Source organism: Nonomuraea glycinis (genome assembly GCF_035920485.1).
Classification (GTDB): domain Bacteria; phylum Actinomycetota; class Actinomycetes; order Streptosporangiales; family Streptosporangiaceae; genus Nonomuraea; species Nonomuraea glycinis.
This window is the reverse complement of the sequence record NZ_CP109166.1, coordinates 6068569-6095240: the sequence shown is the minus strand read 5'-3', so window position 1 is coordinate 6095240 and position 26672 is coordinate 6068569. Positions and strand designations below refer to the sequence as shown.

The following is a 26672-nucleotide window of genomic DNA, read 5'->3' as shown; positions in this document are numbered from 1 at the left end:
TCATGAGAACCACCGTCCAGGACGTGATGACCACAGACGTGGCCACCGTCAACCAGAACGCGAGCTTCCACCAGGTCGCCGAACTCCTCATCAGCAGGGGAATCAGCGGCGTGCCGGTACTGGACGACCACGACCACGTAGTGGGCGTCGTCTCCGAAGCGGATCTCCTGGCCAAGGAGGAGTTCAAACAGCGCTACTACGGCGACGACTACCGGCCGCCGCTACGCGCCCGCATCCGGCACATGGCCGGCAGCGAAGGCAAGGGCTACGACAAGGCCACGGGCGAGACCGCGGGCGCGCTGATGACCTCGCCCGCGCACGTCACCGCAGCCGACGTTCCCGTGGTGCAGGCCGCTCGGCTGATGGACCGTCATGGCGTGAAACGGCTGCCGGTCATCGACACCGACGGCAGGCTCGTCGGCATCGTCAGCCGCCGCGACCTGCTCAGAGTCTTTCTCCGTCTCGACAAGGACATTGAGCGCCAGATCCTGGCCGACATCCCCCCGGACCGCACGTGGACGGCTCCCCAAGGTCTCGGCGTCACAGTGGCCGATGGGGTGGTCACCCTGTCCGGGGTCACCGGCAGACATAGCGAGGCGATCGCCATCGTCCGGATGGCCGAGAACATCGACGGCGTCGTGGCGGTCCATGACGAGCTCACCTGGCGATACGACGATGTCGTGGAGATCCCGGCCTGGGGCGGCGCCTGACACATCTGTGGCGCCGGCGCCGCCGGCGCCACAGCTGGGAATGGCCGATCAGGTTGCGGATCCAGGTGTCAATGCACGGCGCGGATTCAGACTGGGGGTGCGGCCATCGTCGCGACAAGTTCACTCCGCTTCGGGCTTTTCAAACCCCGAAAGAGTCGACTGCTGCCCAATGCCTGGTGCCGGAAGCTGTTGGGGAGCTTTCTTACTGATCCTGATCCTTCTGACGACGGCGAGGACCAGAGCTCCTACCAACGTCCAGGCGGCCACCACGGCCAGATCGGCCCCTGGCCACGGCCGTCCCGCCGGGTCCAGAACCGCGAGGAGCGCGTGGGACAGGTGCTTGAGAGGGAAGGCGTCCCCGATCATTCGCAGCGCGCCGGGCAGCTCGCCGCCGATGACGAACACGTCGGAGACGAAAGCGAGCGGCAGGAAGGTGCCCAGGGCGACGGCGTTGGCGGTCTGCTGTTTGACCGCGAGCACCGACACCAACGAGCCGAGAACCGCGAAGCAGGCGGTGCCCAGCGTGATGGCCAGGAGCATTCCCGGGATCATGGAGGGGACGACCCGTACGCCGTAACCCACGATCGCGACCACCCCCAGCACCACGGCGGTGGCCAGCGTGATCCACAGTGCGGAGAAGAAGTTCCCCGCGTAGTAGGCCCAGGGTGGCAGCGGCGTGCCGGTCAGCCGTTTGAGCACGCCCTTTTCCCGGTCACCTGAGGCCGCCTCGACCATGTTCACATAAGCCGCGACACCTACCGTATAGGTGATCATCGCGGCGACCATGAACAGCGGTAGCCGCACCCCGCCGGCCTCGGCATCGCCGAAGATCAGTGAGATCAGTACGAGGAGCAGCACCGGCAGCGCCACCGTGAAGAACACCGTGGAAAGGTCGCGGCGCAGCCTGGTCGTGGCGTGGGCGACCTGATCGGCCAGCAGCCGCCAAGCGGGCGGACGCCCCTGCGGCCGGGCCCGGTGGTCGCGGCCGGTTCTCACCGTGCTCGCCGTGACCGGGTGTCGTTCCCAGCCGAAGCGCCACACGGCCACGACCGCTCCGCCGATCCCCCAGACCACCAGCACCCCCAGGCGGTCACCGTAGAAGCCCGTACCGGTCAGGAACGGATTCATCGCATCGCCGATGGCATGGGCGAAATGCCGTAACGGGAAGATCCGGCTCACGGCGTCCAGCCAGGCGGGCAGCCTGCCCCCGACCAGGATGATGTCGGAGATGAACGCCAGCGCCAGGATCAGCCCGGTGCCAAGCATCTGCACGGCCGCCGCGCCCCGTACCAGCGCGACCACGGCGAACCCGAGCGCGGTGAACGAGGCGGCCCCGACCAGCAGAGTCAGCAGCAGCGCAGGTAGCGTGCGCCACACCAGCTGCACGTCGTAGAAGACCACGCCCACGCCCAGCAGCACGGCGACCGTCACCGCCGCGATCACCAGCGACGCTCCGACCAGCCCGGCCAGTACGGCCCACGCCGGCACCGGGGTCCCGCGCAGCCGCTTGAGCCAGCCGCGATCACGCAGGTCCGCCAGGTGAATGGCCAGCGTCCCGAAGCAGCCCTGAGCCACGCCGAAGGCGGCCATCAGCGGGATGACGAACTGCATCACCCGTACATCCGTGCGCGGATCGACGGTCGTATTTCCCACTGCGGCACCGATGATCACCGTCATCAGCAGGGGCATGGCGATGGTGAGGATGGCCGCGACCGGGCTGCGGAAGAACGACTTGAGCTCGTGCCAGACCAGGCGTGTGATCATGTCGTCACCCCGTTGACCAGATCGAGGTAGACCTCTTCCAGCGTCGGCCGGGTGAGTGTCAGCGACGTGAGTTCGAAGCCTCGCTCCAGCGCCCACCCGGTCAGCGTGTGCATGTCCCGTGCGGATCGCGTGGTACGGACCGACACCACCGACCCGTGTGTTTCGACCTCTCCGGTAAGAGCGGGCAGGTCCGCGGGAGCGGCCTCACCGGGCAGCCGGAAGGACAGCACGCTGTGGTGCTCGGCTCCGACGAGGGTGTCCGGCGTGCCGATGGCGATCAGCCGGCCTTCGCGCAACACCGCGACCCGATCGGCCAGTTGCTGTGCCTCGTCCATGTAGTGGGTGGTGAGCAGGATCGTCGTACCGAGCGAACGCAGGCCGTCGATCAGCTCCCAGGCGTGATGGCGGGCCGCGGGGTCGAAACCGGTGGTGGGCTCGTCCAGGAACAGCAGCTCAGGCCGGCCGACCAGGCCGAGCGCCAGGTCCAGACGACGTCGCTGCCCGCCCGACAGCGTGCGAACGCGGGCATCGTGCTTGTCCTTGAGTCCGACCTGCTCGATGACCTCGTCAGGGTCGGCGGGGTGCGGGAAGAAGCCCGCGTACAGGCGAACCAGCTCGGCGACGGAGAACTCCTCCTCGAACCCGGCGTCCTGCAGCACGATCCCGATGCGCTCGCGATAGGCGCGACCGCCATCGGCCGGGTCGAACCCGAGCACCGACACCTGTCCGGCATCGCGCTCCCGGTGTCCCTCCAGGATCTCCACGGCGGTGGTCTTACCGGCGCCGTTCGGCCCGAGTAACGCGAACACCTCGCCTGGCTCGACCGTGAAGCTCACCCCGTCCACCGCCCGGACGGGCCCGTAGTGCTTGTAGAGCTCTTCCACGACTACTGCGGACATGTCCACTCCCTCCAGCACATGATGGTTCTCAGGACGCGCGGACGACCGCCACGGCGCAACGAGCGTGGTGCAGAACACCCCGGCTGACCGAGCCGAGCAACGCCGCGGCCACCGCGCCGCGGCCGTGCGAGCCGACGACCAGGAGGTCGGCCTCGGCCGAGGCCTTCGTGAGCGCGTCGACCGGGTCCGCGCACCGGACGTCCTCGACAACCCGCACCTGCGGGTACTCCTTCCTGAACGCTTCCAGCCGGTCGGTGACGACCTGGTGCGGCGCCGTACGGGCCTCGTCCATGCCGTAGGAGACCTGCGGCACGAGGACGTTCACGGGCAGCTGCCAGGCGTACAGGGCACGCAACGTGGCTCCGCGGAGTCTGGCCTGCTCGAAGGCGTAGGCCAGCGCGGGCTCGCATGCGGTCGAGTCGTCGACGCCGACCACGATCTGGCCGCGAGCCGGTTGCCGCTCACCGTGGACAACGACCACGGGGCAGGCGGTCTGCCCGGCCACATGCACGCTGACCGACCCCAGCAGGGCACTGGGGAGACCGCCGCGCCCACGGCTGCCGACCACGATCTCGCGCGCCTGCTCGGCCTGCTTTCGCAGGACCACGGCGGGCGCTCCCTCCACCTCTTCCGTCGTCACCTCGACGTCGGGCTGGCGCTCATGAGCCAGGGCCGTCGCCTCGGCCAGGATCGTCCGCCCCTTGCTCAGCGGCATGTCGGGCAACCCGACGGCAGGGAACTTCGTGGTCTGGTACGGCGAGCGGTCCACCGCGTACACGATCTTCAGCGGCATGTGCGTCCGGAAGGCGTCATTGACCGCCCACTCCACGGCGGCCCGCGCGTTCAGGGAACCATCGACGCCTACGACAATCATGGCTTCTCCTCCTTGTTTTCTTCCATCGCACACCGGTCGCGCGGTGACGTGCAGAGGCCGAAGTCCCATAGATGGAGGGCCCAATGGGTCCTCTGCCATGTGCTCCTTGAGGCAGCTCTCCATGCCCGTGCGGCAGGCGGAGCAGCTCGGCGCGCACGACATACCTGTGATCGGCGATGTACTCCTCGGCCCGGACGATCTGTCCGAACGGCCGGAAACCGAACATCGGGTTCTCCAGCCACTCGATCAGCTCTGGGAACGGGAGCCTGGTGTCCCTACGCTCGAGCAGGTTCATCGTTGCCTCCTTCCGTGGGGTCCGATCCCCCACGTGCCGAGGACACATCTGCCGGGTGAGCGCCCCCAGAGGAGGAGGTCCCGCCTCGTCTGGGGCGATCGACCCTCGTCCGCGGGACGTTCGCCGGTATCGCGCCCCAGCGAAGGCGGCCACCATGTGGTTGTCACGACTTATGTGGAGGTGAGCCGATCATGATCGGTACCCGCATGATCATGGAGTCGTCGGTCCTCGACGCGGAAATGCTGACCATCAAGAAGCGGATCGCCCAGGTGGAAGAGCAGGTACGTATGCTGACCGCCGCGAATCTCGCCCTCACCAAGGCCATCGAGGACCTTCGCTGCCCCACGGCGGTACAGGCCCAGTAGCGCTCGGACTGAGGACTTACCCGGCTGCCATCGGGCTTCCCCCGATGGTGGGCTGGACGTATGGACACCTGTCTCGTGCGTGTCGAGGCCAGGTCGGAGGAGGCGCTCAGCAGTCACGTTTCCCGGGCACGGCGCCTGGTGCACCATGGCCTGGCCGACCGAGCCGGGCAGCAGCCCGCGGATCTCACCCATGCCGCGCGGGCCGACCACCAGCAGCCTGGCCTTCTCTCCCGCCTCCAGCAGAGCGGGGCGCGCGGGCTCACGGTCACCGGTTTTGGGGTAGGCGCGGCCGAGGCGGGCGAAGACCAGGGCCAGCAGCAGCGCGCCTGTCGAGGTGAGGACCCACGCCAGCAGGCTCGCGCTGCCGAAAGCCGCCAGCGAGGCGGGCGGCAGGAACACTCCTGAGCCGACCAGCGCGGTCGCCATCCACGGGCCCAGCTTGCGGCGTCGCGGTAACGGTGTGACGGACATGCTGCGGGTGGCACCAGCACACCAGCCGATCAACAGCGGCTACGGGGGCGAAAGGCTCCGATGTGCCGGGACCTTCGTCCCTAGCCGATCCGGCTGTCGCGAGTGAGCGTGGAATCAAGACCACGAGGAGGCATGATGAAGGCGCTCGTCTACCACGGCTTCGGCCACCGCTCCTGGGAGGAGACCCCCGATCCGCAGCTCATCGAGGCGACAGATGCGATCGTGCGGGTGGACGCGGTCACGATCTGCGGCACCGACCTGCACATTCTCAAGGGGGACGTGCCCGCCGTGGAGCCGGGCCGGGTCCTCGGCCACGAGGCGGTCGGCACCGTGATGACCACCGGCCGCTCTGTCAGCACGCTCAAGCCGGGCGACCGGGTCCTGGCCTCCTGCATCTCGGCGTGCGGACGCTGCCGCTACTGCCGCGTCGGCATGTTCGGCCAGTGCCTGGGCAGCGGCGGGTGGATCCTCGGTCACCGCGTCGACGGGACGCAGGCCGAGTACGTGCGCGTGCCGTACGCCGACACCTCCACCCATCTGCTGCCCGACGGTGTCGCCGACGAGGCGGCGCTGATGCTCGCCGACATCCTGCCTACCGCCTACGAGGTCGGCGTGCTGAACGGCCGAGTACAGCCGGGCGACACGGTCGTCGTCGTGGGCGCCGGACCGATCGGCTTGGCCGCGATCACCACCGCGCAGCTGTTCACACCCAGCCACATCGTCGCTGTCGACCCTGCCCCTGCCCGGCTGGAGGCGGCCAAGCAGTTCGGCGCGGACCTGGTCATCGGCTCGGGAGACGACCCCGAAGCGGCGATCGCCGAGCTGACCCGCGGGCTGGGGGCCGACGTCGCCATCGAAGCGGTCGGTATTCCGGAGACCTTCGAGCTGTGCGCCCGGCTGGTGCGTCCCGGCGGTCACCTGGCCAACGTCGGCGTGCACGGCGCTCCCTCCACCTTGCATCTGGAAGACCTGTGGATCCGCAATCTGACCATCACCACGGGCCTGGTGGACACCTACTCCACCCCGACGCTGCTGGACATGACCGCCGCCGGACGGCTGGACCCCAGCCGGTTCATCACCCATCGCTTCGCGCTGCACGACATGGCCGCCGCCTACGAGACATTCTCCGACCCGAAGACGACGGGCGCGCTCAAGGTGGTGCTTTCGCGTGCCTGATCGGCGCAGGCCACGGACATGCGCCTGAAAGGCGGAGCTACGGACCTGCGCCTGAAAGGCGGGGCTACGGCACGTGCCGTTGCCGACCGGGCGACCAGCGCCGATCTCCTCAATCTCGCGATGGACGTCGGGCCCGTCCCCCTGCAGGCCGGAGCCTGCCTCGTTCTGGAGACCGGGCCGGATTCCGATCTGGCTCTCGCCCAGCGGCTCATCGCCGAGCGCATCCGTGCGGTCCCGCGGCTGCGCCAGCGCCTGGTGCCCATGCCACCCGGCTGTGGCCGGCCCGTGTGAATCGGCGACCCGGCCTTCGACATCCGCCATCACGTACGGGTCGTGGGTTGCCCGCCGCCCGGCGACAAGTGCGCGCTGCTCGACCTGGCCGTCGAGGTGATCGGCGAGCCGCTGGCGGCGGCCCGGCCGTTGTGGTCCATGACGCTGGTGACCGGGATCGACGGCCACCGCAGCCGTTCCCACGACCTGCGCCGTCACGCCGCCGGATCGCCGCACAGGCGTGGGCCGGTCGGCTGCGTGTGCTCGCCCACCTGCCACGCGTCTGGCGCGATATCCGGCGAGCCGCCGCCGAGCTCGGCGCTCCATCGCGGGCGGCGTCCGTGCCCGTGTCTTCGCGCATCGGCCTCTGCCAGGCAGCTCGGCAACCAGGTCGGAGTCATGCCCGTCTCCCTGCCGGCCGAAGGCGGCCTCGCCCAACGACTGGAACGGACAGCGGAGATCACCCGAGGGAGGAAGTCCCAGGCTCCCGGTGCCTCGGCCGAGCTGCTCGCGGGCGCGAACCGGCTCCTCGCCACGCTGCATGTGATGGGTTGGTTGCTCAACCACCAGCGCCTGATTCACACCGCCGTCACCAACCTGCGAGGGCCCGAGCAGCGACCGGGTTCTCGACCTGCCCGTCCTCAAGGACGCTCTGCAGGCCGAGCTGGCGACCAGGCAACCCGCCCAGTGAATACGCCTCAGGGCGGTCACGGCACCGGCGTGCATGTGCCGAAAGACCAGTGCTCCACCATCTTTCGGCACTGCATCCGGGCGCCACGAAATGGTGCGATCGACGTATGGAGATTTGCGACACCGGCAGGTGGCTACGACGAGCATTGCTGACCATGAGCGGAGGGACGGCGGCCTACCTGCTGCTCGTCCGCCCTCGACTACTGCACTGGGGAGCCACTGACGAAGAGGTCAGTCGTCCGCTCCCGGGAGACGCCATCGTTCCCCGCCCTCACCTCACGGCCACCCGCGCCATCACGATCGACGCGCCCCGCAAGGACGTCTGGCCATGGCTGGTACAGATGGGTGGCCATCCTCGGGCCGGCTGGTACGGCTATGACGTCATCGACAACGGCGGTGCGCTCAGCGCCGACCACATCATCCCCGAACTGCAGAAGCTGAAGGTCGGCGACCTGCTGCCGACCGATCGTTCGAGCACCGGCTATCGGGTGGAACAGGTCGAGCCCGAGCGGGTGATCGTCCTGGCGATCCGCGCCTTCCACGTCACCGTGTCGTGGGCGATCGTGCTGACCGACCAGGACGAACGGACCAGGATGATCTTCAGACTTCGCGTGCTGTGCCGACCAGGCCTACTCGGCTTGATCTATCTGCTGCTGTCGCAGGCGGGAGACATCCTCACCGTGCGAAAGCAGATGACCACCATCAAGGCCCTGGCCGAGCGCCGATCCAGGAAGGAGGACCCGGACGCGACGCCAAGGCGCGAGAACGAGCCGGTCGCTCCCCCGACGACTGACCTTCGTCCCGGCCGCCGGTGACCATCAGTGAAGGAGATCTTCACCAAATACCGCAAGACGCACAACGACGGCGTGTTCGACGCCTACACCCCAGAGATCCGGCGCGCCCGCCGGACCGGCGTCATCACCGGCCTGCCCGACTCTCACGGCCGCGGCCGCACGTCTACCTCAAACGCGACCTCGCCGGAGGACGGATCACCGAGGAACGGGCGCAGGAACTCAGCGACGACTTCGTCATCAAGCTGCGCATCGTCCGCTTCCTGCGCACCCCCGAATACGACCAGCTCTTCTCCGGCGACCCCACCTGGGTGACCGAGAGGGCGACTACCCGGCCCACGGCAACCACGACGACCGCGCCGACACCATCGCCGTCGACCTGGTCCGCTCGTTCATGGCGAAGGTCCGCGAGCATCCCGCCTACCGCGACGCCGAGCACACCCTACGACCAAGCGCTGGACGGCATCTCCCTGACCAGCACCGCCACCCCCGCATCACCCCTCGCGGGAGCCGGGCACGGGCGTCATCAGTGCAGCTGCCGATGACCACACCAGCCACTCTGGCAAGTGCGGACTCCAATGCCACTACCTCGGCCTGACCCTCGATCCTTTCCCACCACCAGACCAATTCCACCCTTTTGGGATTTCTAGCCCTGACAGGCCATCTGCCGAGGGAATGGAATGAAGGAGGTGATAGACGATGTCTGATGTGATCGTCGTGGGTGTCGATGGCTCGAAGCCCGGATTCCACGCCGTGGCATGGGCGGCCGACGACGCTTCGCGGATGCATGTGCCTCTGCGTTGCGTCTGTGTGGTGGAAACCTGGTCCTACCAGGTCCCGCAGGTCGGCGGACCCGAGTGGGAAGAGTCGCTGATAGCGAACGCGCGAAAGACTCTGGCCGAAGCCGAGGAAGTCGTGCGCGAACGCCAGCCTGCCGTCGAGGTGAGCACCAAGCTGATGACCGGAACGCCGGCGGCCGCCCTTCGCGAGCAGGCCGGCGATGCGACCGAACTGGTGGTCGGCAGCAGAGGGCTGGGCGGCTTCGCCGGGGCCGTACTCGGCTCTGTCAGCATGAACGTCGCGGGTCAGGTGCGGGGCCCGGTGGTCGTCGTCAAGACGGAAACCACGACAGTGCACGGTGAGATCGTCGTCGGCCTCGATGGCTCCCCCGCGTGCGAGCCAGCCCTGGCCTATGCCTTCAGGCAAGCCGGGCTGCGCGGCAGCACATTGCGGGCGGTATACGCCTGGTCGCTGCCGTTCGCCCTGGCCGCCAACTTCTCCACTGACTTCGAAGCGGTGCGAGAGGCCCATCAGCAGGTCGCCGAGAGCCAACTCGCCGCGTGGCGAGAGCGATGTCCACAGGTCAAGGTGATCGCGGACGTGCGGTGCGCCCACCCTGTCGAGACGCTCGCCACCGCCGGCGACCAGGCTGACCTGCTGGTCGTGGGCTCACATGGCAGGAGCGCGATCGGGTCGATCGTCCTGGGCTCCGTCAGCCGAGGCGTCCTGCACCACGCACGCTGCAATGTCGCGGTGGTGCGCGCCCAGGAGACCCCTGCTCCCGCATGACTCAGATCAGCATGGGACGGCACGCCCAGCCGGCGGATCTCACACGAGGCTGGACTACAAGGCGGCTCGGTACAGGCGGGAACCCGGGAACTCCGAACTGAGCTCGACCTGCGGAACCATCGCCCCGTCGATGCCGCTGAACGTCCGATCCTTGGAGTGTTCCTGCGGCACGACCCACGATCGGGGCGTGAACGCCGCGAAGAACATCCTCGCCGCGGGGCTGGCGGAGAGGTGAAACTAAGGCGGACGACGATCCTTGTGGCCGGTCAGACGGTCGCTTCGTGTGCAGGGTGCCCGTGAAGCGGGTGATGAGCGGCCCCGTGACAGCCAGGACGAACACGTAGGCGGCCACCAGCGGTGCCAGGGCGGGAAGCTGTGCCCCGGTCAAACCGACGATGACGATGGAGAACTCTCCCCGGGCGATCAGTGCGGCGCCCGCGCGCAGCCTTCCGCGTCGGCCCACCCCGTCGCGGGAGGCCGCATACCAACCGGTGAGGACCTTGGTCAGCCCTGTGGCCACGGCCAGCACCAGCGCGGCCGGCAGCACCGGCAGCAGCTCGGTGGGAACCACCGACAGGCCGATGGCCACGAAGAACACCGCGGCGAACAGGTCCCGCAGTGGTGCGATGACGGCACGGGCGCGTTCGACGGTCTGTCCGGTGAGGGTCAAGCCGACCAGGAACGCGCCCACCGCTGCCGAGGCGTGCACGTACTCGGACAGCGCCGGCCAGCGCCAGGATGCCGATGCCGTCGGTCGATACCTTCCCGGGTGCCCACCACCACCAGCACGTCTGCGGGCCGCAATACCTGATCGGGGCCGGGCGAGGCGATCACATCCTCACCGCGCACGATCGCCACGACCGAGGCGCCGGTGCGGGTGCGGGCTCGCGTGTGTCCCAACGGGCGATCCACATACGCAGAGCCCGGAGCCACCTTCACCGGTTCAGAGCCCAGCCCGGGCACCGTCCATGCAGCCATCATCCCTACAAATTGACGCATCCTGCGGGATGTCAACTGTCGGCAACCGCCGCCAAGGCCAGTGGCAGGGAGACATCCCGGCCACCACTGTGATGTGCCGGGCGTGTCTCGTGATCCGAAGGCCGGCGCGTGCGTCAGGCGATGCCCGCAACCGGTACGACCTCACCGGACAGCGTCCATGACGAGCCTCGCATGAGCAGGAGCGTCGTTGCAGGTAAGGTCCTTGGTCCTGCCGCATTGCGAACGTTCGCCTCCTTCACGCGCCATGACCGGTCGATGAGATGGAGACAGATGATCCGAAGACGGTCATGGTCATGGAAACCAAGCAATGGACCGCGCAGATCTACCTCGCCGGCTTGCCCCTCCCCCGACCGGTCGTGGTGGGCGACGCCAGGTTAAAGACCTGAACGGGAAACGTGAAAGCTCCCAAGATCGGGCGGTTGTCTCCTTCCATACGAACTGCGATCTGCCAAGAGTGGATATGTGAACGACGCATGTGGCGTGGTCATCGGATACGACGGCTCCGACCATTCGATGCAGGCGCTGGACTGGGCAATGGACGAGGCCGAGTTCCGAAGGCTTCCCCTCACCATCTGCCACGCGTGGCAGTGGCCGTATCGCGATGGGGACCAAGCGGCCCGTGATTCGCTGCACCGCGCGGCCGAGCATGTGTTGTGGCACGGCACCGACTGCGCGCGCGCCAGTTCCGGCAGGCTGGACGTACGCCCCGACCTGTATGAAGGGTCGGCGCCCGAGCGGCTGGAGGAACTGTCGGCCGCTGCCGAGCTGCTCGTCGTCGGCTCCCGCGGGCTGGGCACCGTGGCCCGGGCGATCACCGGCTCCGTAGCATCCCATACGGTCACTCACGCACGCTGCCCGGTTATCGTCGTCCGTGGCAGGGGCCCGCTGCCACGCAGACCCGACCCGGGGCCGATCGTGGCGGGTCTCGCGGACGACGACAAAGCCGACGTGGTGCTCGGCTTCGCCTGGGGGGAAGCGGCCATGCGCGGCCTTCCGCTGCTCGTCGTCCACGCCTGGCATCAGCCTCCAGTGGCCTGGGGAGGCATGACATTTCCGGCCCTTGACCCCCTGGCCGTCCAGAAGGCGGCCGAGAACTGGTTGGCACAAGCGCTCATGCCGTGGAGAGAGAAGGCTCCGAAGGTCACCATCGAAGCGCGCATCCCGCAATCACGAGCGGGCGAAGCGCTCGCCGCCGTCACCGATGCGACTCTGGTGGTCGTCGGGAGTTCGCGCGGACGGTTCGGCTCGGTAACGGCAGCCCTGTTGCGGCATGCACCCTGCCCGGTTGCGATCGTCCGCTAGTTGACCTGCTCCCCACCCTGAAGGGACGGGGATTCCCGTGCTGTGGAACGGGGTGCTTGACGTTTCGCGGACCCGGGTGGGTCTCCGCGTCCTGAGACGACCAGCCCGGCCGCCTGTCCTTTGGTCTTGGTTGGTCTTGGTGTTCCTGGCCCCGACGAGAGTCTGTATCTCGAATAGCGCCATGCTGTTTCCCGCCCGCACTTCCCTCGCTCGCCGCTCTTGTCACAGGTGGTGTTCGCGCGGCCGTACCACCGCGATCGGGCACGTCACGTGGTGCAGCACCGCGTGACTGACCGAACCGAGCACCGCGGAGGCGAAGCCGCCCAGCCCGCGCGAGCCCACCACCACCAGATCGGCCGTGCCGCCCGCTCTGATCAGCGCGTTGGCCGGATGGTCGACCACCTGCTCGTCGGTGATCTCGACATCCGGGCTCTTCTCCCGCCGGCGCGCCACACGCTCGGCCATCGCACGGCTCTCTTGCTCCAAGGCTTCCGCCAGCAGGGTGCTGTAGGCGGCCGCGTATGGTGAGGAAAGCGGCCGCTGCCAGGCGAAGACGACGTGCAGGGGCGCCTCGCGGGCCCGCGCCTGCTCGATGGCGTACTCCATCGCAGCCTCGGAGTGCGCCGAGCCGTCGTAGCCGACGACCACCCGGCCATGCCGAACCACGGACACACCGCGCACGATCACCACCGGCCCCGCAGCGTGCCCGGCCACGCTCAGGCCGACCGAGCCGACCACCAGCCCGGCGAACCCGCCGAGTCCCCGGCTGCCGAGCACCACAGTGTCGGCGGACGCCGATTCCCCGATGAGGGCGTCGATCGCGTTTCCGGACAGCAGTTCCGTGGTCACTTCGACGCCGCGCGTCAGGTCGCGTGCCCGGTCCGCGGCAGCAGCCAGCGCTCCGGTGCAATACTTCGTCACGTCCACGCCATACGGCCGGTGCTCGCACACGTGCACGATCCGTAGACTCAGCCCTCTGCGCTGGGCATCGGCGGCGGCCCATTCCACGGCTGATGTCGCGAGTACGGACCCGTCCACGCCAACAACGATGTGTCGGGGCATCACGCGCCTCCTCTCCTTGGACATCTCCAGCCTCGCCTGGCGGGCGGTGTGGTGCCAGGGCCGAAGTCCTTGAAGCCGGTGTCATGGGTCCCTATCCAGCGCAACCAGAAGTAAGCCTTGTCTCTCCATGCGAAGTGCAGGCGTCACCGCGGCGGGACGACGACTATGGGGCAGGCCACGTGGTGGAGCAGGGAGTGGCTGACGGAGCCAAGGATCAGGCCCGTGAGGTCACCCCGTCCTCGTGATCCCACGATCAGCAGGGCGGCATCGGCGCAAGCGTCCTTGAGCCGGCGAAGGCGAACGCGACGGCGTCCACGCCTGCGGAAGAGCCGTCTACACCGACCACCACCGGCCCGCCCTGCCCGGCGGGCACGGTGCGGACCACGGCAACCGGACAGGCCGTGTGCCCGGAGACGCCCAGGGCGACCGAGCCGAGCAGCATGCCGCGGAAACCGCCCAGGCCGTGGCTACCGACCACCAGCAGTTCCGCCTCCTTGGCTGCCTCGATCAGGCTCAGCCTGGGGTCGCCTGGCAGCAGCCGGGACTCCACCTCGACATCGTGGTTTTCGGCCCGGGCACGCTCCGCCCCTCGCTCCAGCGTGGCGGCGGCGCCGTCTCGCATCCACCGGGCCACACCTGCGTGCGGCGCGTCCTCGGGTATCTCGTATGCCCAGGCCGGCATGACGTGCACGATACGCAACGCGGCGTGCCGCAGCGCGGCCTCTCGCACCGCCCAGGCCACCGCTTCCAGTCCTGTCCGCGATCCGTCGACTCCCACCAAGATCATGATGTCCCCCTTTCACGGCCGGGAAGCAGCCGCACCGCGGTGACCTTGTATTCGGGGCAGGAGGTGACGGTGTCGGCTTGATCCGAGGTAAGGGCGTTGACCCCGCTGGAGGGAAAGTGGAAGGCACAGAACGCCCGCCCCGATGGTGTTTCATGGCTGGTGCGGACGGTGAGCCCGGCTCGGCCGTGACGGCTTTCGACCGTGACGGAGTCACCGTCACTCAAACCGTACCGGGTGGCGTCGGCGGGGTGGAGGTCGAGCCACGGGTGAGGAACCGGACGACCGCTATCCGCTGATTCTGATCACCGGACGGCGCTGGGCGCACTACAACTCCGGCAGTATGACCAGGCGTACCGGAAACCTGCAGCTCGACGCTACCGATTCCCACGCTGCCGAGCCGATGGCTGAGCCCGCTGCGGCTTCAGCCAGGGATTCGATCAGCTGCACCCCCGGACGTCCGTACCGGTCCGCCAGCGCGCGGAAAGCATCGAAACGCTCGGCTCGATCCACGGTCGCATACCTTCCCCGCCGCTGGCCCGAGCCGCGCTCGTCGATTCAACGCCGTGAACGACTTGGGCAAAATTGTGCATTCCCGCACGTAGCGAGCACTTGTGCGTGCGGTGCCGCCCCAACGCCTCACACAGGAAGTCCCGTTGCCGCCTTCCTAGCCGGTCGATCACGTTCGCCGGACCGGAAGCGATGCCTCCCTCTCCTGTTTGGTCACCACGCGGGCGTCAGGCCCCGGGAACACAAGCGTCTCGTGCTTTGCGTCCATCCAACGCACCACGTAGGGCGGGGAACCGTCAGCGTGACGCACCTCCGTGATCACGCCGATTCGCCGGGGCTCGCTGTTGTAGGTGCCCTCAACGATCAGGCGGTCTCCTACAGATGCCCTCATCTCAGGCTCCTTCCATCAACCAAGGCCGGTCTCTTCTGGAAGCGGCGATCACTGGACGGTCCCGTCCTGTGACGCGATCCGTTCTCTCCACTGTCGGACCGACTCCGGGCGCTCGAACAGGGACGGTCGTCCTGACCTGTCCGGGCCCAAAGACCTTTATGCTCTGCGCCGGGCGCGCAGCCCTTTGTGCAGAGCGTCGGCACCGATGACGGCGGGGATCGCCAGGGCGGCCAGTGCCCAGCCCGCGAGTGGGGGCAGAGTGCCGCCCAGCAGAGCGGCCAGCGGCGGGAAGCCCAGGAAGACCAGAAGCATGACCGTTTCGATCACCACCGCGCCCAGCAGGATCCGGTTGTTCCGCCACGGCAGGCGCCCGGCCCAGCGGGTCTCACTACGGCAAGCGAAGGCGTTGGCGAGCTGTCCGAGAACCACTGCGGCAAAGGCGGCTCCGGAGGCGGCGGTGAGCAACGTCGCGGTCGGCGCGGTGCCGAGTGCCCAGCCGCCCAGCATGAGTACGGCGACGAACGCGGCCATCTCCACGACGGCCTCGACCGGCCCGAGAACGCAGAAGACGCGGCGGAGCAGGCGGCGGTCGAGCAGTGCTCCGGTACGCGCCGGACCCCGCATGGTACGGGGATTGGCTGGTTCGGCTCCCAATGCCAGGGCGGGCAGCAGATCCGTGCCGATGTCCAGGGCGAGCACCTGCAGCACGCTCAGCGCCAGTGGCACAGTGCCACCGCTCAGCGCCCACACCAAGAACGGGGTGAGTTCGGCGACGTTGTCAGTCAGGTGATAGGTGAGAAAGCGTCGAATGTTGGCGTAGGTGGCCCGCCCCAGCTCGATCGCGGTGACGATGGTAGCGAAATGGTCGTCGAGCAATACCACGTCGGCAGCTTCGCGCGCCACGTCGGTGCCGGAGGCGCCCATGGCGACGCCGATGTCGGCTTCGCGTAGTGCTGGACCGTCGTTGACTCCGTCTCCGGTCATCGCCACCACGTGGCCCCGGCCGCGCAGGGCTCGGGCGATGCGGAGCTTGTCCTCCGGCGTGACCCGGGCGATCACCGCGCCGTCGTGATCGAGCAGCGAGCCGAGGGCGTCGTCCTCATCGGGTAGTTCGCGACCGGTGAGCACGAGCGGGTCCGGGCCGAGCAGCCCGACCTTCATCGCGATCGCCCTGGCCGTCCCGGGATGGTCGCCGGTGATCATGGCCAGCTTGATCCCGGCACGGCGGCATGTGGCGATCGCCTCGGCGACGCCATCGCGGGGCGGGTCTTCCAGGCCGAGGAGGCCGAGCAAGGTCAGGTCGCGTTCGACCTCCTCGGCGGTGGTCCCCCGAGGGGTATCACTCCGGGCGACGGCCAGCACACGCAGGCCGCGTGCGCTCATCTCCTCCAGGGCCTGCGCCGCCCCTCGCTTGTCCACACACAGCGGGAGGACCGCGTCGGGAGCGCCTTTGAGATGCAGTTGTCCGTCGGCGACCGCCGAGGAACGGCGACGGACCGGGTCGAAGGGGAAGCGCCGGGTTACGGTCTCTTCCTCCCGCGCTCCGGCGTGCAGCGCCAGCGCGTGCAACGCGACCTCCATCGGGTCTCCGACGCCTTTGTAGCCGCCGTCGGTGCGGACCAGTCGTCCGGTCGAGCACAAGACGGCCGTGCGCATGATCTCCGCGGCCGAGCTGGGCTCAGCCAGGTCGAGTGGGCCCGCCGGGGTCCAGATCTGCACGACCGTCATCTCGTTGCGGGTGAGGGTGCCGGTCTTGTCGGTGCAGATGAACGTCGCCGACCCCAGGGTCTCCACCGCCTCCAGGTGACGGACCAGCGCCTGGCGGCCGGCCATCGATCGTGCGGCACGGGCCAGTGACAGAGTGACCGTGGGCAGCAAGCCTTCGGGTACCAGGGCGACGGTGACGCCGAGCGCGAGCAGGAAGCCGTCGGCGGGTGCCATGCCGAGCAGCAGCGTCAGCACGAAGAACACCGTTCCCACGCCGAGCGCGATGCCCGCGATGACCTTGATGACTCTGCCGAGCCGGCGGGCGAGCGGGCTGGGCGGACGAGTGGCCGCCTGAGTGAGGGTGGCGATGGCGGCCAGCCGGGTCCGAGCGCCTGTGGCCGTCACGACGGCCTCCGCCTGACCTTCGATGACGAAGGTACCGGCGAAGGCCGTATCTGTTTCGCGAGGCCTGGCAGGAGTGCTTTCTCCCGTGAGGGTGGACTCGTTGACCGCCAGGGCGTGGACTTCGACCAGCTCCAGGTCTGCGGAGATCCGGTCGCCCGCCTCCAGCAGGACCACGTCACCTGCGACCAACTCGGTGGCGTCCACTACAGTGCGGCGGCTGTCGCGGCGGACCGTGACGTCGGCGGGGATCAGCTCCCGCAGCCGCTTTCCCGCCTGGTCGGCGCGATACTCCTGAACGAAGGCGAAGGCGCCGTTCAGGAGCACCACCACGACGATGGCGACCGCGAGCTGGGGCATTCCAGCTAGCAGTGCCAGTCCCGCCGCGCCCCACAGCAGCAGCGCGAAGAAATGCACCATCTCCCGGAGCAGCAGCAGCGGCACCGGGCTGCGGTCGCGCGACGGCAGCCGGTTGGGGCCGTCCATCGCCAGACGGCGGGCCGCTTCGGCAGAACTGAGGCCCGCGCGCGGCGGTAGGACGCCCGAAGCTTCTGCGAAGTCGCCAGAGGGGTGGCCGGTCACGAGGTCATCCCTCTGGCGCGGAAGAGGTCCTGTCGTCCACCTCCTCCTGCGGCCGGACGGCGGGGACGGCCACGACGGCGACGGGGCAGGCGGCGGACTCGACCATCGCTCTGACGACGGTGCCTAGATGACCGCTACGGTGCCGGGCGCGGGCCGCGCCGACGACGACGAGACTCGCGTCGGCCGAGGCGGCGCGCAGGGCCTCCTTCGCCGTGGCGACGACGGCACGAGGGTCGGCCTGGACCTCTGGATACCTCTCACACCATGGCGTCAGCCGCTCCCGCATGCCCTCCTGTCCGGCCCGGATGAGACTTTCGACGTCGGGCACGGGAGCCATCGCTGTTCCCCATGCCATGGCCTGCAGGTGGACGGCGTGCGTGACCACCAATGGCAGTCGCCGCAGCGCGGCCTCGCCGAAGGCGAACTCCAGCGCCTCATCCGGTGTGGCCGGGCTCAAGCCCAGCACTACAGGACCAGGATCGGCCGGCACAGGAATCGGGCCGGCGCCACGCACGATGATGACCGGAGCGTGCGCGTGGGCGGCGACGTAGGCCGTGACGGAGCCGACCACGGACCGGGCCACCGCTCCCAGCCCGCGGGAACCGATCACAACGAGATCCGCGCCGGCCGACAACTCGACGAGGCGCTCACCAGCCGAACCCTCGAACAGGTCGGCGGTGATGTCGGTGATCGTGCTGCACGAGCGCGCGCAGTCAGCACCGTGGTGGAGCACATGTTCGGCGGCCTTGCGCAGGTGGAGCCTGGCCTCTTCAGGGGCCTTGCCGTACGGCCAGCGCCACGCGTGGGTGACCGTCAACGGCAGTTCTCTCAGCTCGCACTCGTCCATCGCCCAGTCCAAGGCCTGCATGGAAAAGTCCGAACCGTCATACCCGACGATGACTCTGTGAAGATCCGTCATGGTTCTCACCTCGAAACCATCCTGAAAAGCGGCGACCTTCGCCGATAGAGCGCAACGTCCCCTTCATCAGGGACTTCGGACCCGGCGCCCGGGGCCGCGCGGGCGGTGAGCCGCCACCGGCTAAAGGTGATACCCGTCCACGCCTGATGCGCGTGGCAGGCCAAGGGCAAGATGCCGCCAAAGCACTGCACCGAGCGGCCCCTCACACGGAGCAGCGAGCATGGTGCAGAACGCCTCGGCTGACCGAGCCGAGCAGCAACGAGCTCAAGGCGCTGCGGTCATGGGAACCGACGACGAGCAGGTCGCAGGTGTCAGAGGCGTCGGTGAGCGCTTCGACGGGATGGACGCATCGGATGTCCTCGACAAGGTTCACCTCGGGGTACTTCTCCCGCCAGATGGCCAGCCGCTTGGCCGTGACCTGCTCGGACGGCACCAGAACGCATGGGAACGACTGTGGAAACGGGCCAGACTCGACGTGGACGGGCCGGAGACGGCCCAGATCGTCCGGCTGCACGTCTTCCACCTGCTGCAGACTCTCTCCCCGCACACCGCCGACCTCGACGCGGGCGTGCCCGCGCGCGGCCTGCACGGCGAGGCCTACCGGGGGCACGTCTTCTGGGATGAGCTGTTCGTGTTGCCCTGGCTGGATCTGCGCTTTCCCGAGATCTCGCGCGCGCTCGGCGCCGTGTCGCTGCCTGTCCTGGTGCACGGCGCGGGTCGCTGTCGATGACGACAACGTCAGCCACCTCGCAGGCTTGCGCCACGCCCCGCGCGAGGTCGCTGCTGCTATCGAGCTGGACCCGGCGGCATCCACCGATCTCAGCGGAAGTCGGAGATGCGCAGCACCGCCAGCATGTCCGCCGCCCGGGAGCCGCCGGTCGAGAAGGACGCTTCCGCGCCGACCCAGCCGCGGAAGGCTCCCGTGTCGTCGATGATCTGCATGAGCGGTTTGACGTGGGAGTTGCCGGTGTAGCAGAACTCACCGCGCTCCATCGCCAGACAGGTGCACCAGTGCCACAGCGTGTCGCGGCGGTCAGACTTGGAGATCGTCGTGAGGTAGTACTGGATGGAGCTGATGTTGGGGCGTGTTCCGCCGCCGTACTTGGGGCAGCCGCCCGACTTCTGGCACGCGCCCCGCGAGGACGGCTGCAGGTAGGTCAGGCACGAGGTGGTGGCGGCGCAGGCGCGGAAGGCGGAGTGGCCGAACGGCTGATTGCCGGAGGTGACGAGCTTGCCGCCCGCCCAGCTCGTCAGGTCCTGCCTGAGTGAGCCGGGGAACGCCTTGACCGAACTCATCGCGCGCCGGGTGTTGATCGCGGCGTTGCTGCCATAGCCGTACCCGTGCGTTGCCAGCGTGCTCCGCTTGAGGTCCAGGCGGGCCAGCTTGCCGTCAGGCGAGGACCGTACGTACCACTGCTCCGTCCAGGTCTGGGCGATCTTCCACCGAATGGTGAGCACGCCGCCCGCCACGGTGTACGTCCCGGTACGGCTCTCCTCGGGGGTGCCGGTGAATCCCCCGGCGGTGAGCACCTCGCAGGCGCGGGGTCGTGATACGGCACCGCCCTTCTTGGTGGTGCAGCTCGGATCGGGGACGGTGCCGGTGCGCTGTCTGGCCTTGGGATGCCGCTGCCACCACAGATACAGGGCGGCCTTCACCGTGCCATTCGCGGCGAAGCGATAGTTGCCCAGACGTACCCAGTTCTGCTGGGAGGCGGCCTTCAGATGACCCTGTGAGACGACGAAGGTGGTCCTGCCGCCCGGCAGCGGCGAGGTGGACACCGCAGCGGTGGCCGGCTGGGCGGGCAGGGTGGTGATGGCGAGCACGAAGGAGAGGATTGCCGCTGCGGTACGCATGAAAAGTCTCCGGGAGGCTTACGGGCGGGCGATCGTCAATGACTCACCGTATTCGGTCCGCACCGGATATGTCTTCGAAACCGCAGCCAGGACTTCTCGCCGACCTGCACCACCGCCCGATCGGCTCCCGCTTCGCTCGCGGTGACCCGATCCATCCGCACGACCGTTCCGCCATATCGGGGGGGCGTCGCCGCCGGTCATAGCACTAGCCCGGAGGGTTGAGGGTGGCGTAGGCGAAGTCGACCAGGTAGTCGTTGAGCCGCGTGGAGGCGGTCACCGCCTCGGTCTCATCGCCGTGGCAGATCGCACCGAGGATGTCCCCGTGCAGCCGTGACGCCGCCCGCAGTTCACTCTCCGGATCGCGGAGGTGCGCGAACCAGAACCGCCGCGACAACCCCTGCAGCGGAGCCATGGCCACCGACAGGTATTCGTTGTGCGCGGCCTCCACGATCAGGGCGTGGGCCTGCTTCAGTATCGCGTCGAAGGCACGCGCGTCCGGCACCCCGCGCCGGAACTGCTCGATGACCTCCTGCATGTGGCGCTTCTGCTCGGCCAGGGCCCGGTGGGTCGCGAGGCGGACCGCCAGCGCTTCCAGGCTGCGCCGCAACTCCAGCAACTTGAGCTGGGCCTCGATTGAGGCGGGCGGGACGAACACGCCCCGGTTCGGGTGGATCTCCACCATGCGCTCCCGGGCCAGACGTTGCAGCGCCTCGCGCACGGGCGTGCGGCCCAGGCCGGTGCGTTCCATCAACATGGCCTCGGAGATGAGCGATCCAGGCACGAGCTCCTGGAAGGTGATCATGCCTTCGATCGCCTCATAGGCCCGTGTGGTCTTGTTCGGCTCAGCCATCCGCTGACCTCGTTGTCTTCCGCAGGGATTTCGGACTGGACAATCATACCCTGTCGTGATGTACCGTCGGCATATGACCAATATATCGGTTGACGATTGGCGGTTGCCCGCCGTCGTGGCGCCCGACGCCGACTACCCCGTCCTGGCCGAGGTGGACGTGCTCGTGGTCGGGGCAGGGGCGGCCGGCGTGGCCGCGGCGACGGTGGCGGCGGAGGCCGGCAAGAGCGTGCTGCTCGTGGAGAAGTACGGCTTCGCGGGAGGCGCCGCCGTGGCCGGCATGTCCGGCACCGTGTGCGGCCTGTATCTCGCGAACGGCGCCGGCTCATCGCCCGAGCAGGTCGTCTGGGGATTCACCGAGCGTTTCCGGCATGGCCTGGCCGAACGCGGCGGCCTGACCCCGCCGCAGCGCTACGGCAGGACCTGGACCAGCGCCCACGACCCGCTGGTGTGGCGGGAGACGGCCGACGCCCTGCTCGCCGCCGCCGGCGTACGCGTGCTGTTCCACACCTCCGTCGTCGGTGTGGTGATGGACGGCGATGCGTACCGGGGCGCGGTGCTGTCGTCCAACGCCGGGACGTGTGTCGTGCACGCCGCCCGCACCATCGACGCGTCCGGCGACGCCGCGCTCGTGGCCCGCGCCGGCGGCCGGCACACCTTCGGCGACGCAGGACGGATCCAGAACCCCACCATGTTCTTCCGTCTCGGCGGCGTGGACGTGGACGCCTTCCTGTCCGGCTACGGCGAGGACACCATCAGCCCGCCCTGGGTGAGCGAGCGCATCCGCCAGGCCAGAGAGCTCGGCGCCGACCTCCCCCGGGACAAGATCTGGATCTTCACGACCCCGCGCCCGGGCGAGCTCATGGTCAACGCGACCCGGCTGACCGGCGCCGACGGGCGGATGCTGAACGTGATCGACCCCGCCGACTTCACCGACGCCGAGATCCGCGGGCGGCGCCAGGTCCGGGAGTACGCCCGCTTCATCGCCCGTGACCTCCCCGGCTGCCAGGACGCCTACGTCGTGGACACCGGCGTGGAGGCGGGCGTCCGGCAGACCCGCACGATCACCGGCGCCGCCACCCTGACCAACGACGCCGTCGTGAGCGGCCGCAAGGACCCCTCCGGCATAGCGCGCAGCCCATGGCCGATCGAACTGCACGACGGCGAGCGGCCCAAGCTGCACTGGCTCGACGACGACTACTACGAGGTCCCCTACCTCACCCTGGTCCCCGAGGCCGGCGAGAACGTCATCGTCGCCGGGCGCTGCCTGAGCGCCCAGCACGAAGCGCTCGCCTCGGCCCGGGTGACCGCCCAATGCTTCGAGTACGGCCACGCCGCCGCGGTGGCCACTGTCCTGTCCCTCGACGAGGGCACACCGTACCGCCGCGTCGAAGGCGCGCGGGTCCGATCCACCATGAGACAGAACGGAAGCGCGCTGTGACCGAACGCCCGAAGACCCCGCTACGCAGCAACTTCACCCCCGGCACCTCGCGCTGGGCGGTGCGCCGGGCGCAGTGGAGCGCCATGGGCATCAGCCTGGAGGACCAGGAGAAGCCCAAGATCGCGATCGTGAACACGTCGTCGAAGCTCTCGGTCTGCTTCATCCACCTCGACGACGTCGCCGACATGGTCGCCGAGGCCGTACGCGCGGCGGGCGGGCTCCCGTTCGAGATCCGCACCACCGCCCCCAGCGACTTCATCACCACCGCCGGCCGTGACGGCCGCTACCTCATGCCCACCCGTGACCTGGTGGTCAACGACGTCGAGGCCGCGGTCGAGGGAGCCGTGCTGGACGCGGTGGTATTCCTGTCCTCCTGTGACAAGACCACCCCGGCCCACCTGATGGCGGCGGCCCGGCTGGACCTGCCGTCCATCGTGGTGATCGGCGGCTACCAGCGCGGCGGCACCTTCGCGGGCTGCTCGGTCGACATCGACACCGTCTACGAATCGGTGGGCGCTGTCGCGGCCGGCACCATGACCGTGCGGGAGCTGGGCGAGCTGGCCGACGCCGGCATCACCGGGCCGGGCGTCTGCGCGGGGCTGGCGACCGCCAACACCATGCACTGCCTGGCCGAGGCCCTGGGCATGACCATGCCGGGCTCGGCGCCGACGCGGGCCAACTCCGAGCGCATGCTGACCCGGGCGCGGGAAGCAGGCGGGCGGATCGTGGAGATGGTGCACGAAGGGCTGAGCGCCCGTAAGGTGCTGACCGCCGAAGCGGTCGGCAACGCCGTGGAGGTGGCACTCGCCCTCGGCGGATCGGTCAACTGCGTGCGCCACCTGGCCGCCATCGCCGCCGAGGCCGACCTTGACCTGGACGTCGTCGGCCTGGTCGAGGAGCGGGCACGGGACGCGGTGCAACTCGCCGCCATCCGGCCCAACGGCCCGGATCAGGTGTGGGACCTGGACGAGGCAGGCGGCGTACAGACCGTCATGCGCACGCTGTTGCCCCGCCTGCACTCCGGCGCGCTCACCGTCTCCGGCCGGACCGTCGGGGAACTGGCCGCCGTGGCCCGGCCCGCCGACGGCACGGTGCTACGTGAGCCGCACGATCCGGTCACCCCCGAGCCGGGCCTGCTCATCCTGCGCGGCTCGCTGGCCCCCGACGGCGCGATCGTGAAGCTGGCCGGGGTCAGCGCGGGGACCAGCCGCAGATTCCAGGGCCCGGCCAAGGTGTTCGCCGGCGAGCGGGAGGCCATCGCGGGCCTGGGCGACGGCACTGTCCGGCCGGGCCAGGTGATCGTGCTGCGCGGCATGGGCGTACGCGGTGGCCCGGGCACCGTCTTCGCCGCCAACTTCGTCGCCGCCCTGAACGGCGCCGGGCTCGGCGGTCAGGTGGCCGTGGTCACCGACGGCGAACTGTCAGGGCTCAACCACGGCCTGATCGTCGGCCAGGTCATGCCCGAGGCCGCCGACGGCGGCCCGCTCGCCGGGGTCCGCGACGGCGACCCCATCACCATCGACCTCGACGCCCGCACCGTGGACACCGACCCCGTACGCCAGGCCGGCCCCGTCACCTCCCACGCGCCCGGGACGGAGCGCGGATGGCTCGGCCAGTACGCCGAGTTGGTCGGCCCGATCCAGCGCGGCGCCGTGACCCGGCGCCCCGCCAAGTAACCCCCCGGCACCTAAGGAACAAACGGCCATGGTGACAATCACGACCTCGCACGACAAGCACCAAGCGCGTCGCGCGGGCATCGCCGCCCTCGTGGGCACGACCCTGGAGTGGTACGACTTCCTGATCTACGGGACGGCGGCCGCCCTCATCCTGAACAAGCTGTTCTTCCCCTCCGGCGACCCGCTGGTGGGCACGATGGCCGCGTTCGCCACCTACGCCGTCGGGTTCATGGCCCGCCCGATCGGCGGCATCATCCTGGGCAACCTGGGCGACCGCGCCGGGCGCAAGCGGATGCTGGTCCTGACCATCACGCTGATGGGCGCGGCCACGACGCTGATCGGTTTCCTGCCCTCCTACGACCAGATCGGCTTCTGGGCGCCCCTGCTGCTGATCACGCTGCGGCTGGTGCAGGGCTTCGCCGCGGGCGGCGAGTACGCGGGCGCGGTCGTGCTGTCGGTGGAGCACGGCGACCAGTCGCGGCGCGGCGCCGCCGGCGCATGGGCGCCCGCCGGGTTCGCGGTGGCGACCCTGCTGTCCACCGGCGTCTTCCAGCTCATGCTGCTGCTCCCCGAACCGGCGTTCCGCTCATGGGGCTGGCGGGTGCCGTTCCTGCTGGGCGCGCTGCTCCTGCTGGTCGGCTACCTGATCCGGCGCCGCATCCATGAGACACCCGCCTTCGAGGAGGCGAAGAAGACCGGGACGGCCGCGAAGGGGTCGGTGCTGGCCGCGCTACGGGAGCACCCGCGTAGCTTCCTGGTGGTCATCGGCGCCCGTTTCGCGGAGAACTCCTTCGCCTACCTGTTCCCGGTGTTCGGCGTGGTTTACGCGGTGGACCGGCTGGGCATCGACCGCTCGTTCACTCTGCTGGCGGTGGTGATCGGCTCCGCGTTGCAGGTCGTGGCGGTTCCTCTGTGGGCGGCGCTGTCCGACAGGGTGGGCCGCAGGCCCGTGTACGCGGGCGGCGCGATCGCCTCGGTGTTGTGGCTGGCGCCGTACTTCCTGCTGCTGGAAACCCTGTCCCCGGCGCTGATCGTGATCGGCTTCGCGGTCGGGCTGGGCGTCTTCTACCCGGCCATGCTCGCCCCGCAGGCCGCGTACTTCGCGGAGCTGTTCGACACCAGGACCCGCCTGTCCGGGTTCGCGTTCGCCCGCGAGCTGGGTTCGGTGCTGGCCGGCGGATTCCTGCCCCTGGTCGCCACCGCCCTGCTCGCCTGGGCCGGGCACTGGTGGGCCGTGGCGGTCTACCTGGTGGTGCTGACCGTGGTGACGCTCATCGCACTGGCTCTCGGCCCGGAGACCCGCGATCGCGACATCGTCACGACCGCCGGCGCCCCGGACGGGAGCGCCTGACGGCTGGCATGGCGGGCCTGCTCACCTGCGATACGGCCTGGCCCGGCGGCGCGCCGGGCCAGGCTTCGGCGGCAAATCGCCCGACATCGGAAAGAACTTCGTCCGCAGCGCCGACGACCGTACCGTCATGCCAGCGTGGCGAAACCGCCGAATACGCCGCCTTCGTTGAGGCATACGGCGCCGACATCACGCAGTGGGATTCCAGCAGGGTGCAGCCGCGCGACCGGCAGCGCGTCCAGTCCGGCCGCGGAGTGCCACGTCAACTTGACGCTTCCTCCCGTGGCCGGTCATCTCCGGCTGCGGCGGGGATGGCGTTGTCGATGAGGACGGCGGCGATGGCGGCCGCGGCGGGGAAGGCGTCGGCGTTGAGGACCCGGGTGCGGGCCGCGGCGCCGTCGATGAGCAGCGCGAGCTGCTCGCCGAGCTGTTCAGGGTCGGCGGCACCGGCTTCGCGGGCGGCGGCGGCGAGCCGCGCGGCGACGGCTTTCTTGTAGTCGCGTGCGTACTGGGACGCGGGGTGCTCGGGGTCGTGGAGCTCGACAGCGGCGGCGATGTAGGGGCACAGGGGGGTGGTTGGGGGGATGTCGAAGACGGCGAGGAGCCGTTCGCGGGGCGTGAGGTCGGTGCGGTCGAACACGCCGGACAGAACCGAGGGGTCGAACTGACGGAGGTACTCGGCGACGAGTTCGTCCTTGCCGGCGAAGTGCTGGTAGGCCGTGCGCTTGGACACCTGGGCCGCCGCACAGAGCAGGTCCATGCCGGTGCGGTTGATGCCCTGCTCGCGGAATAGCTGCTGGGACGCGCTGAGGATGCGCTCGCGGGCACCCCGGCCGCGGCGGCGGCCCTTAGGGCCCTTTACCAACTCCGTCATGGGTTCATGGTAGCCCAGCTAGATAATGACCGGTGTACATAGCTTGTACCCCGGCCACTCGGCCTGTACCGTAAGCAAACAGATCGGTGTACATAATGCC

27 protein-coding genes and 5 pseudogenes are annotated in these 26672 nt (G+C 69.1%); 15 read left to right on the top strand and 17 right to left on the bottom strand.

Features of this window, described 5'->3' with window-relative positions:
• The first annotated feature begins 2 nt into the window (after nt 1-2).
• Nucleotides 3-710, top strand: coding sequence for a CBS domain-containing protein (locus OHA68_RS28575; RefSeq protein WP_327103029.1), 708 nt, complete (start codon nt 3-5; stop codon nt 708-710).
• A gap of 120 nt (nt 711-830) precedes the next feature.
• Here OHA68_RS28575 and OHA68_RS28570 read toward each other — a convergent pair whose 3' ends face one another.
• From OHA68_RS28570 to OHA68_RS28555, 4 genes are all read right to left on the bottom strand, one after another.
• Nucleotides 831-2474: an ABC transporter permease gene (locus OHA68_RS28570; RefSeq protein ID WP_327103028.1), complete on the bottom strand. Its 1644-nt coding sequence runs from the start codon at nt 2472-2474 to the stop codon at nt 831-833.
• Complete coding sequence (locus tag OHA68_RS28565) at nt 2471-3373, bottom strand: ABC transporter ATP-binding protein (protein WP_327103027.1); 903 nt, start codon at nt 3371-3373, stop codon at nt 2471-2473. The genes OHA68_RS28570 and OHA68_RS28565 overlap by 4 nt, the downstream gene beginning before the upstream one ends.
• A gap of 28 nt (nt 3374-3401) precedes the next feature.
• Nucleotides 3402-4247, bottom strand: coding sequence for a universal stress protein (locus tag OHA68_RS28560; protein WP_327103026.1), 846 nt, complete (start codon nt 4245-4247; stop codon nt 3402-3404).
• 465 nt (nt 4248-4712) lie between these two features.
• On the bottom strand, nt 4713-5333 hold the full coding sequence (locus tag OHA68_RS28555; RefSeq protein ID WP_327103025.1) for a universal stress protein: 621 nt from the start codon (nt 5331-5333) through the stop codon (nt 4713-4715).
• 177 nt (nt 5334-5510) lie between these two features.
• Between OHA68_RS28555 and OHA68_RS28550 the strand changes: the two genes are divergently transcribed.
• The 9 genes and pseudogenes from OHA68_RS28550 to OHA68_RS45385 all read left to right on the top strand — a co-directional run bounded on the left by OHA68_RS28550 (nt 5511) and on the right by OHA68_RS45385 (nt 10109).
• A complete protein-coding gene (locus OHA68_RS28550) occupies nt 5511-6554 on the top strand; it encodes a zinc-dependent alcohol dehydrogenase family protein (RefSeq protein ID WP_327103024.1) in 1044 nt (347 codons plus the stop codon).
• Between the two features lie 120 nt (nt 6555-6674).
• Nucleotides 6675-6845, top strand: a complete 171-nt coding sequence (locus OHA68_RS28545) for a hypothetical protein (RefSeq protein ID WP_327103023.1) — start codon at nt 6675-6677, stop codon at nt 6843-6845.
• Nucleotides 6846-7667 (top strand): wax ester/triacylglycerol synthase domain-containing protein, encoded by an 822-nt coding sequence (locus OHA68_RS45395; protein WP_407674513.1) that lies wholly within the window; start codon nt 6846-6848, stop codon nt 7665-7667.
• Nucleotides 7668-7669: 2 nt separating this feature from the next.
• A complete protein-coding gene (locus OHA68_RS28540; protein ID WP_327103022.1) occupies nt 7670-8329 on the top strand; it encodes a hypothetical protein in 660 nt (219 codons plus the stop codon).
• A gap of 6 nt (nt 8330-8335) precedes the next feature.
• A pseudogene (locus OHA68_RS45535) lies at nt 8336-8413 on the top strand (hypothetical protein); the annotation flags it as partial.
• A 72-nt stretch (nt 8414-8485) separates the two neighbouring features.
• Nucleotides 8486-8613, top strand: a pseudogene (locus OHA68_RS45530) (pyruvate formate lyase family protein); the annotation flags it as partial.
• Nucleotides 8583-8903 (top strand): pyruvate formate lyase family protein, encoded by a 321-nt coding sequence (locus OHA68_RS28530; RefSeq protein ID WP_407674512.1) that lies wholly within the window; start codon nt 8583-8585, stop codon nt 8901-8903. The pseudogene OHA68_RS45530 and the gene OHA68_RS28530, both read left to right, overlap by 31 nt.
• 101 nt (nt 8904-9004) lie before the next feature.
• Nucleotides 9005-9874 (top strand): universal stress protein, encoded by an 870-nt coding sequence (locus OHA68_RS28525; protein WP_327103021.1) that lies wholly within the window; start codon nt 9005-9007, stop codon nt 9872-9874.
• Nucleotides 9759-10109 carry a zinc ribbon domain-containing protein gene (locus tag OHA68_RS45385; RefSeq protein ID WP_407674511.1) on the top strand — a complete coding sequence of 117 codons (351 nt, stop codon included), beginning with the start codon at nt 9759-9761 and terminating at the stop codon, nt 10107-10109. The genes OHA68_RS28525 and OHA68_RS45385 overlap by 116 nt, the downstream gene beginning before the upstream one ends.
• Nucleotides 10110-10202: 93 nt before the next feature.
• Here the strand turns inward: OHA68_RS45385 and OHA68_RS28515 are convergent.
• Both OHA68_RS28515 and OHA68_RS28510 read right to left on the bottom strand, forming a co-directional pair.
• Nucleotides 10203-10583, bottom strand: a pseudogene (locus OHA68_RS28515) (cation:proton antiporter domain-containing protein); the annotation flags it as partial.
• The gene (locus OHA68_RS28510; RefSeq protein WP_327109568.1) at nt 10541-10852 is read right to left on the bottom strand and encodes a cation:proton antiporter regulatory subunit; all 312 of its coding nucleotides are present in this window, start codon (nt 10850-10852) and stop codon (nt 10541-10543) included. The pseudogene OHA68_RS28515 and the gene OHA68_RS28510, both read right to left, overlap by 43 nt.
• A gap of 501 nt (nt 10853-11353) precedes the next feature.
• On the opposite strand from OHA68_RS28510, the gene OHA68_RS28505 reads away from it, so the two are divergent.
• Nucleotides 11354-12175, top strand: a complete 822-nt coding sequence (locus OHA68_RS28505; protein ID WP_327103020.1) for a universal stress protein — start codon at nt 11354-11356, stop codon at nt 12173-12175.
• 222 nt (nt 12176-12397) lie between these two features.
• Here OHA68_RS28505 and OHA68_RS28500 read toward each other — a convergent pair whose 3' ends face one another.
• The 8 genes and pseudogenes from OHA68_RS28500 to OHA68_RS28465 all read right to left on the bottom strand — a co-directional run bounded on the left by OHA68_RS28500 (nt 12398) and on the right by OHA68_RS28465 (nt 18905).
• A complete protein-coding gene (locus tag OHA68_RS28500) occupies nt 12398-13237 on the bottom strand; it encodes a universal stress protein (RefSeq protein WP_327103019.1) in 840 nt (279 codons plus the stop codon).
• 143 nt (nt 13238-13380) lie between these two features.
• Nucleotides 13381-13488 (bottom strand): universal stress protein, encoded by a 108-nt coding sequence (locus OHA68_RS28495; RefSeq protein WP_327103018.1) that lies wholly within the window; start codon nt 13486-13488, stop codon nt 13381-13383.
• A 2-nt stretch (nt 13489-13490) separates the two neighbouring features.
• Nucleotides 13491-14024, bottom strand: coding sequence for a universal stress protein (locus tag OHA68_RS28490; RefSeq protein WP_327103017.1), 534 nt, complete (start codon nt 14022-14024; stop codon nt 13491-13493).
• Nucleotides 14021-14296, bottom strand: a pseudogene (locus OHA68_RS28485) (molybdopterin dinucleotide binding domain-containing protein); the annotation flags it as partial. The gene OHA68_RS28490 and the pseudogene OHA68_RS28485, both read right to left, overlap by 4 nt.
• Before the next feature lie 404 nt (nt 14297-14700).
• Entirely contained in the window at nt 14701-14922 is a 222-nt protein-coding gene (locus OHA68_RS28480) for a DUF1918 domain-containing protein (RefSeq protein ID WP_327103015.1), read from the bottom strand.
• A 156-nt stretch (nt 14923-15078) separates the two neighbouring features.
• Nucleotides 15079-17613, bottom strand: a complete 2535-nt coding sequence (locus OHA68_RS28475; protein ID WP_327103014.1) for a cation-translocating P-type ATPase — start codon at nt 17611-17613, stop codon at nt 15079-15081.
• A gap of 4 nt (nt 17614-17617) precedes the next feature.
• Complete coding sequence (locus tag OHA68_RS28470; RefSeq protein ID WP_327103013.1) at nt 17618-18532, bottom strand: universal stress protein; 915 nt, start codon at nt 18530-18532, stop codon at nt 17618-17620.
• Between the two features lie 202 nt (nt 18533-18734).
• Complete coding sequence (locus OHA68_RS28465; protein ID WP_327103012.1) at nt 18735-18905, bottom strand: universal stress protein; 171 nt, start codon at nt 18903-18905, stop codon at nt 18735-18737.
• 42 nt (nt 18906-18947) lie between these two features.
• Between OHA68_RS28465 and OHA68_RS28460 the strand changes: the two are divergent.
• Nucleotides 18948-19211, top strand: a pseudogene (locus tag OHA68_RS28460) (glycoside hydrolase family 65 protein); the annotation flags it as partial.
• A gap of 140 nt (nt 19212-19351) precedes the next feature.
• Here OHA68_RS28460 and OHA68_RS28455 read toward each other — a convergent pair.
• Together OHA68_RS28455 and OHA68_RS28450 are read right to left on the bottom strand one after the other, a co-directional pair.
• Nucleotides 19352-20386: a hypothetical protein gene (locus OHA68_RS28455; RefSeq protein WP_327103011.1), complete on the bottom strand. Its 1035-nt coding sequence runs from the start codon at nt 20384-20386 to the stop codon at nt 19352-19354.
• 205 nt (nt 20387-20591) lie between these two features.
• Nucleotides 20592-21236, bottom strand: coding sequence for a GntR family transcriptional regulator (locus tag OHA68_RS28450; protein WP_327103010.1), 645 nt, complete (start codon nt 21234-21236; stop codon nt 20592-20594).
• A 73-nt stretch (nt 21237-21309) separates the two neighbouring features.
• Here OHA68_RS28450 and OHA68_RS28445 point away from each other — a divergent pair, with 73 nt between their 5' ends.
• Genes OHA68_RS28445 through OHA68_RS28435 form a run of 3 tightly spaced genes read left to right on the top strand, consistent with a single transcriptional unit; the run spans nt 21310 to nt 25701 of the window.
• Nucleotides 21310-22674 carry an FAD-dependent oxidoreductase gene (locus OHA68_RS28445; protein ID WP_327103009.1) on the top strand — a complete coding sequence of 455 codons (1365 nt, stop codon included), beginning with the start codon at nt 21310-21312 and terminating at the stop codon, nt 22672-22674.
• On the top strand, nt 22671-24350 hold the full coding sequence (gene ilvD, locus OHA68_RS28440) for a dihydroxy-acid dehydratase (protein ID WP_327103008.1): 1680 nt from the start codon (nt 22671-22673) through the stop codon (nt 24348-24350). The genes OHA68_RS28445 and ilvD overlap by 4 nt, the downstream gene beginning before the upstream one ends.
• A gap of 28 nt (nt 24351-24378) precedes the next feature.
• Entirely contained in the window at nt 24379-25701 is a 1323-nt protein-coding gene (locus OHA68_RS28435) for an MFS transporter (RefSeq protein ID WP_327103007.1), read from the top strand.
• A gap of 259 nt (nt 25702-25960) precedes the next feature.
• Here the strand turns inward: OHA68_RS28435 and OHA68_RS28430 are convergent, their stop codons facing one another.
• Complete coding sequence (locus tag OHA68_RS28430; RefSeq protein WP_327103006.1) at nt 25961-26572, bottom strand: TetR/AcrR family transcriptional regulator; 612 nt, start codon at nt 26570-26572, stop codon at nt 25961-25963.
• Nucleotides 26573-26672 lie beyond the last annotated feature (100 nt).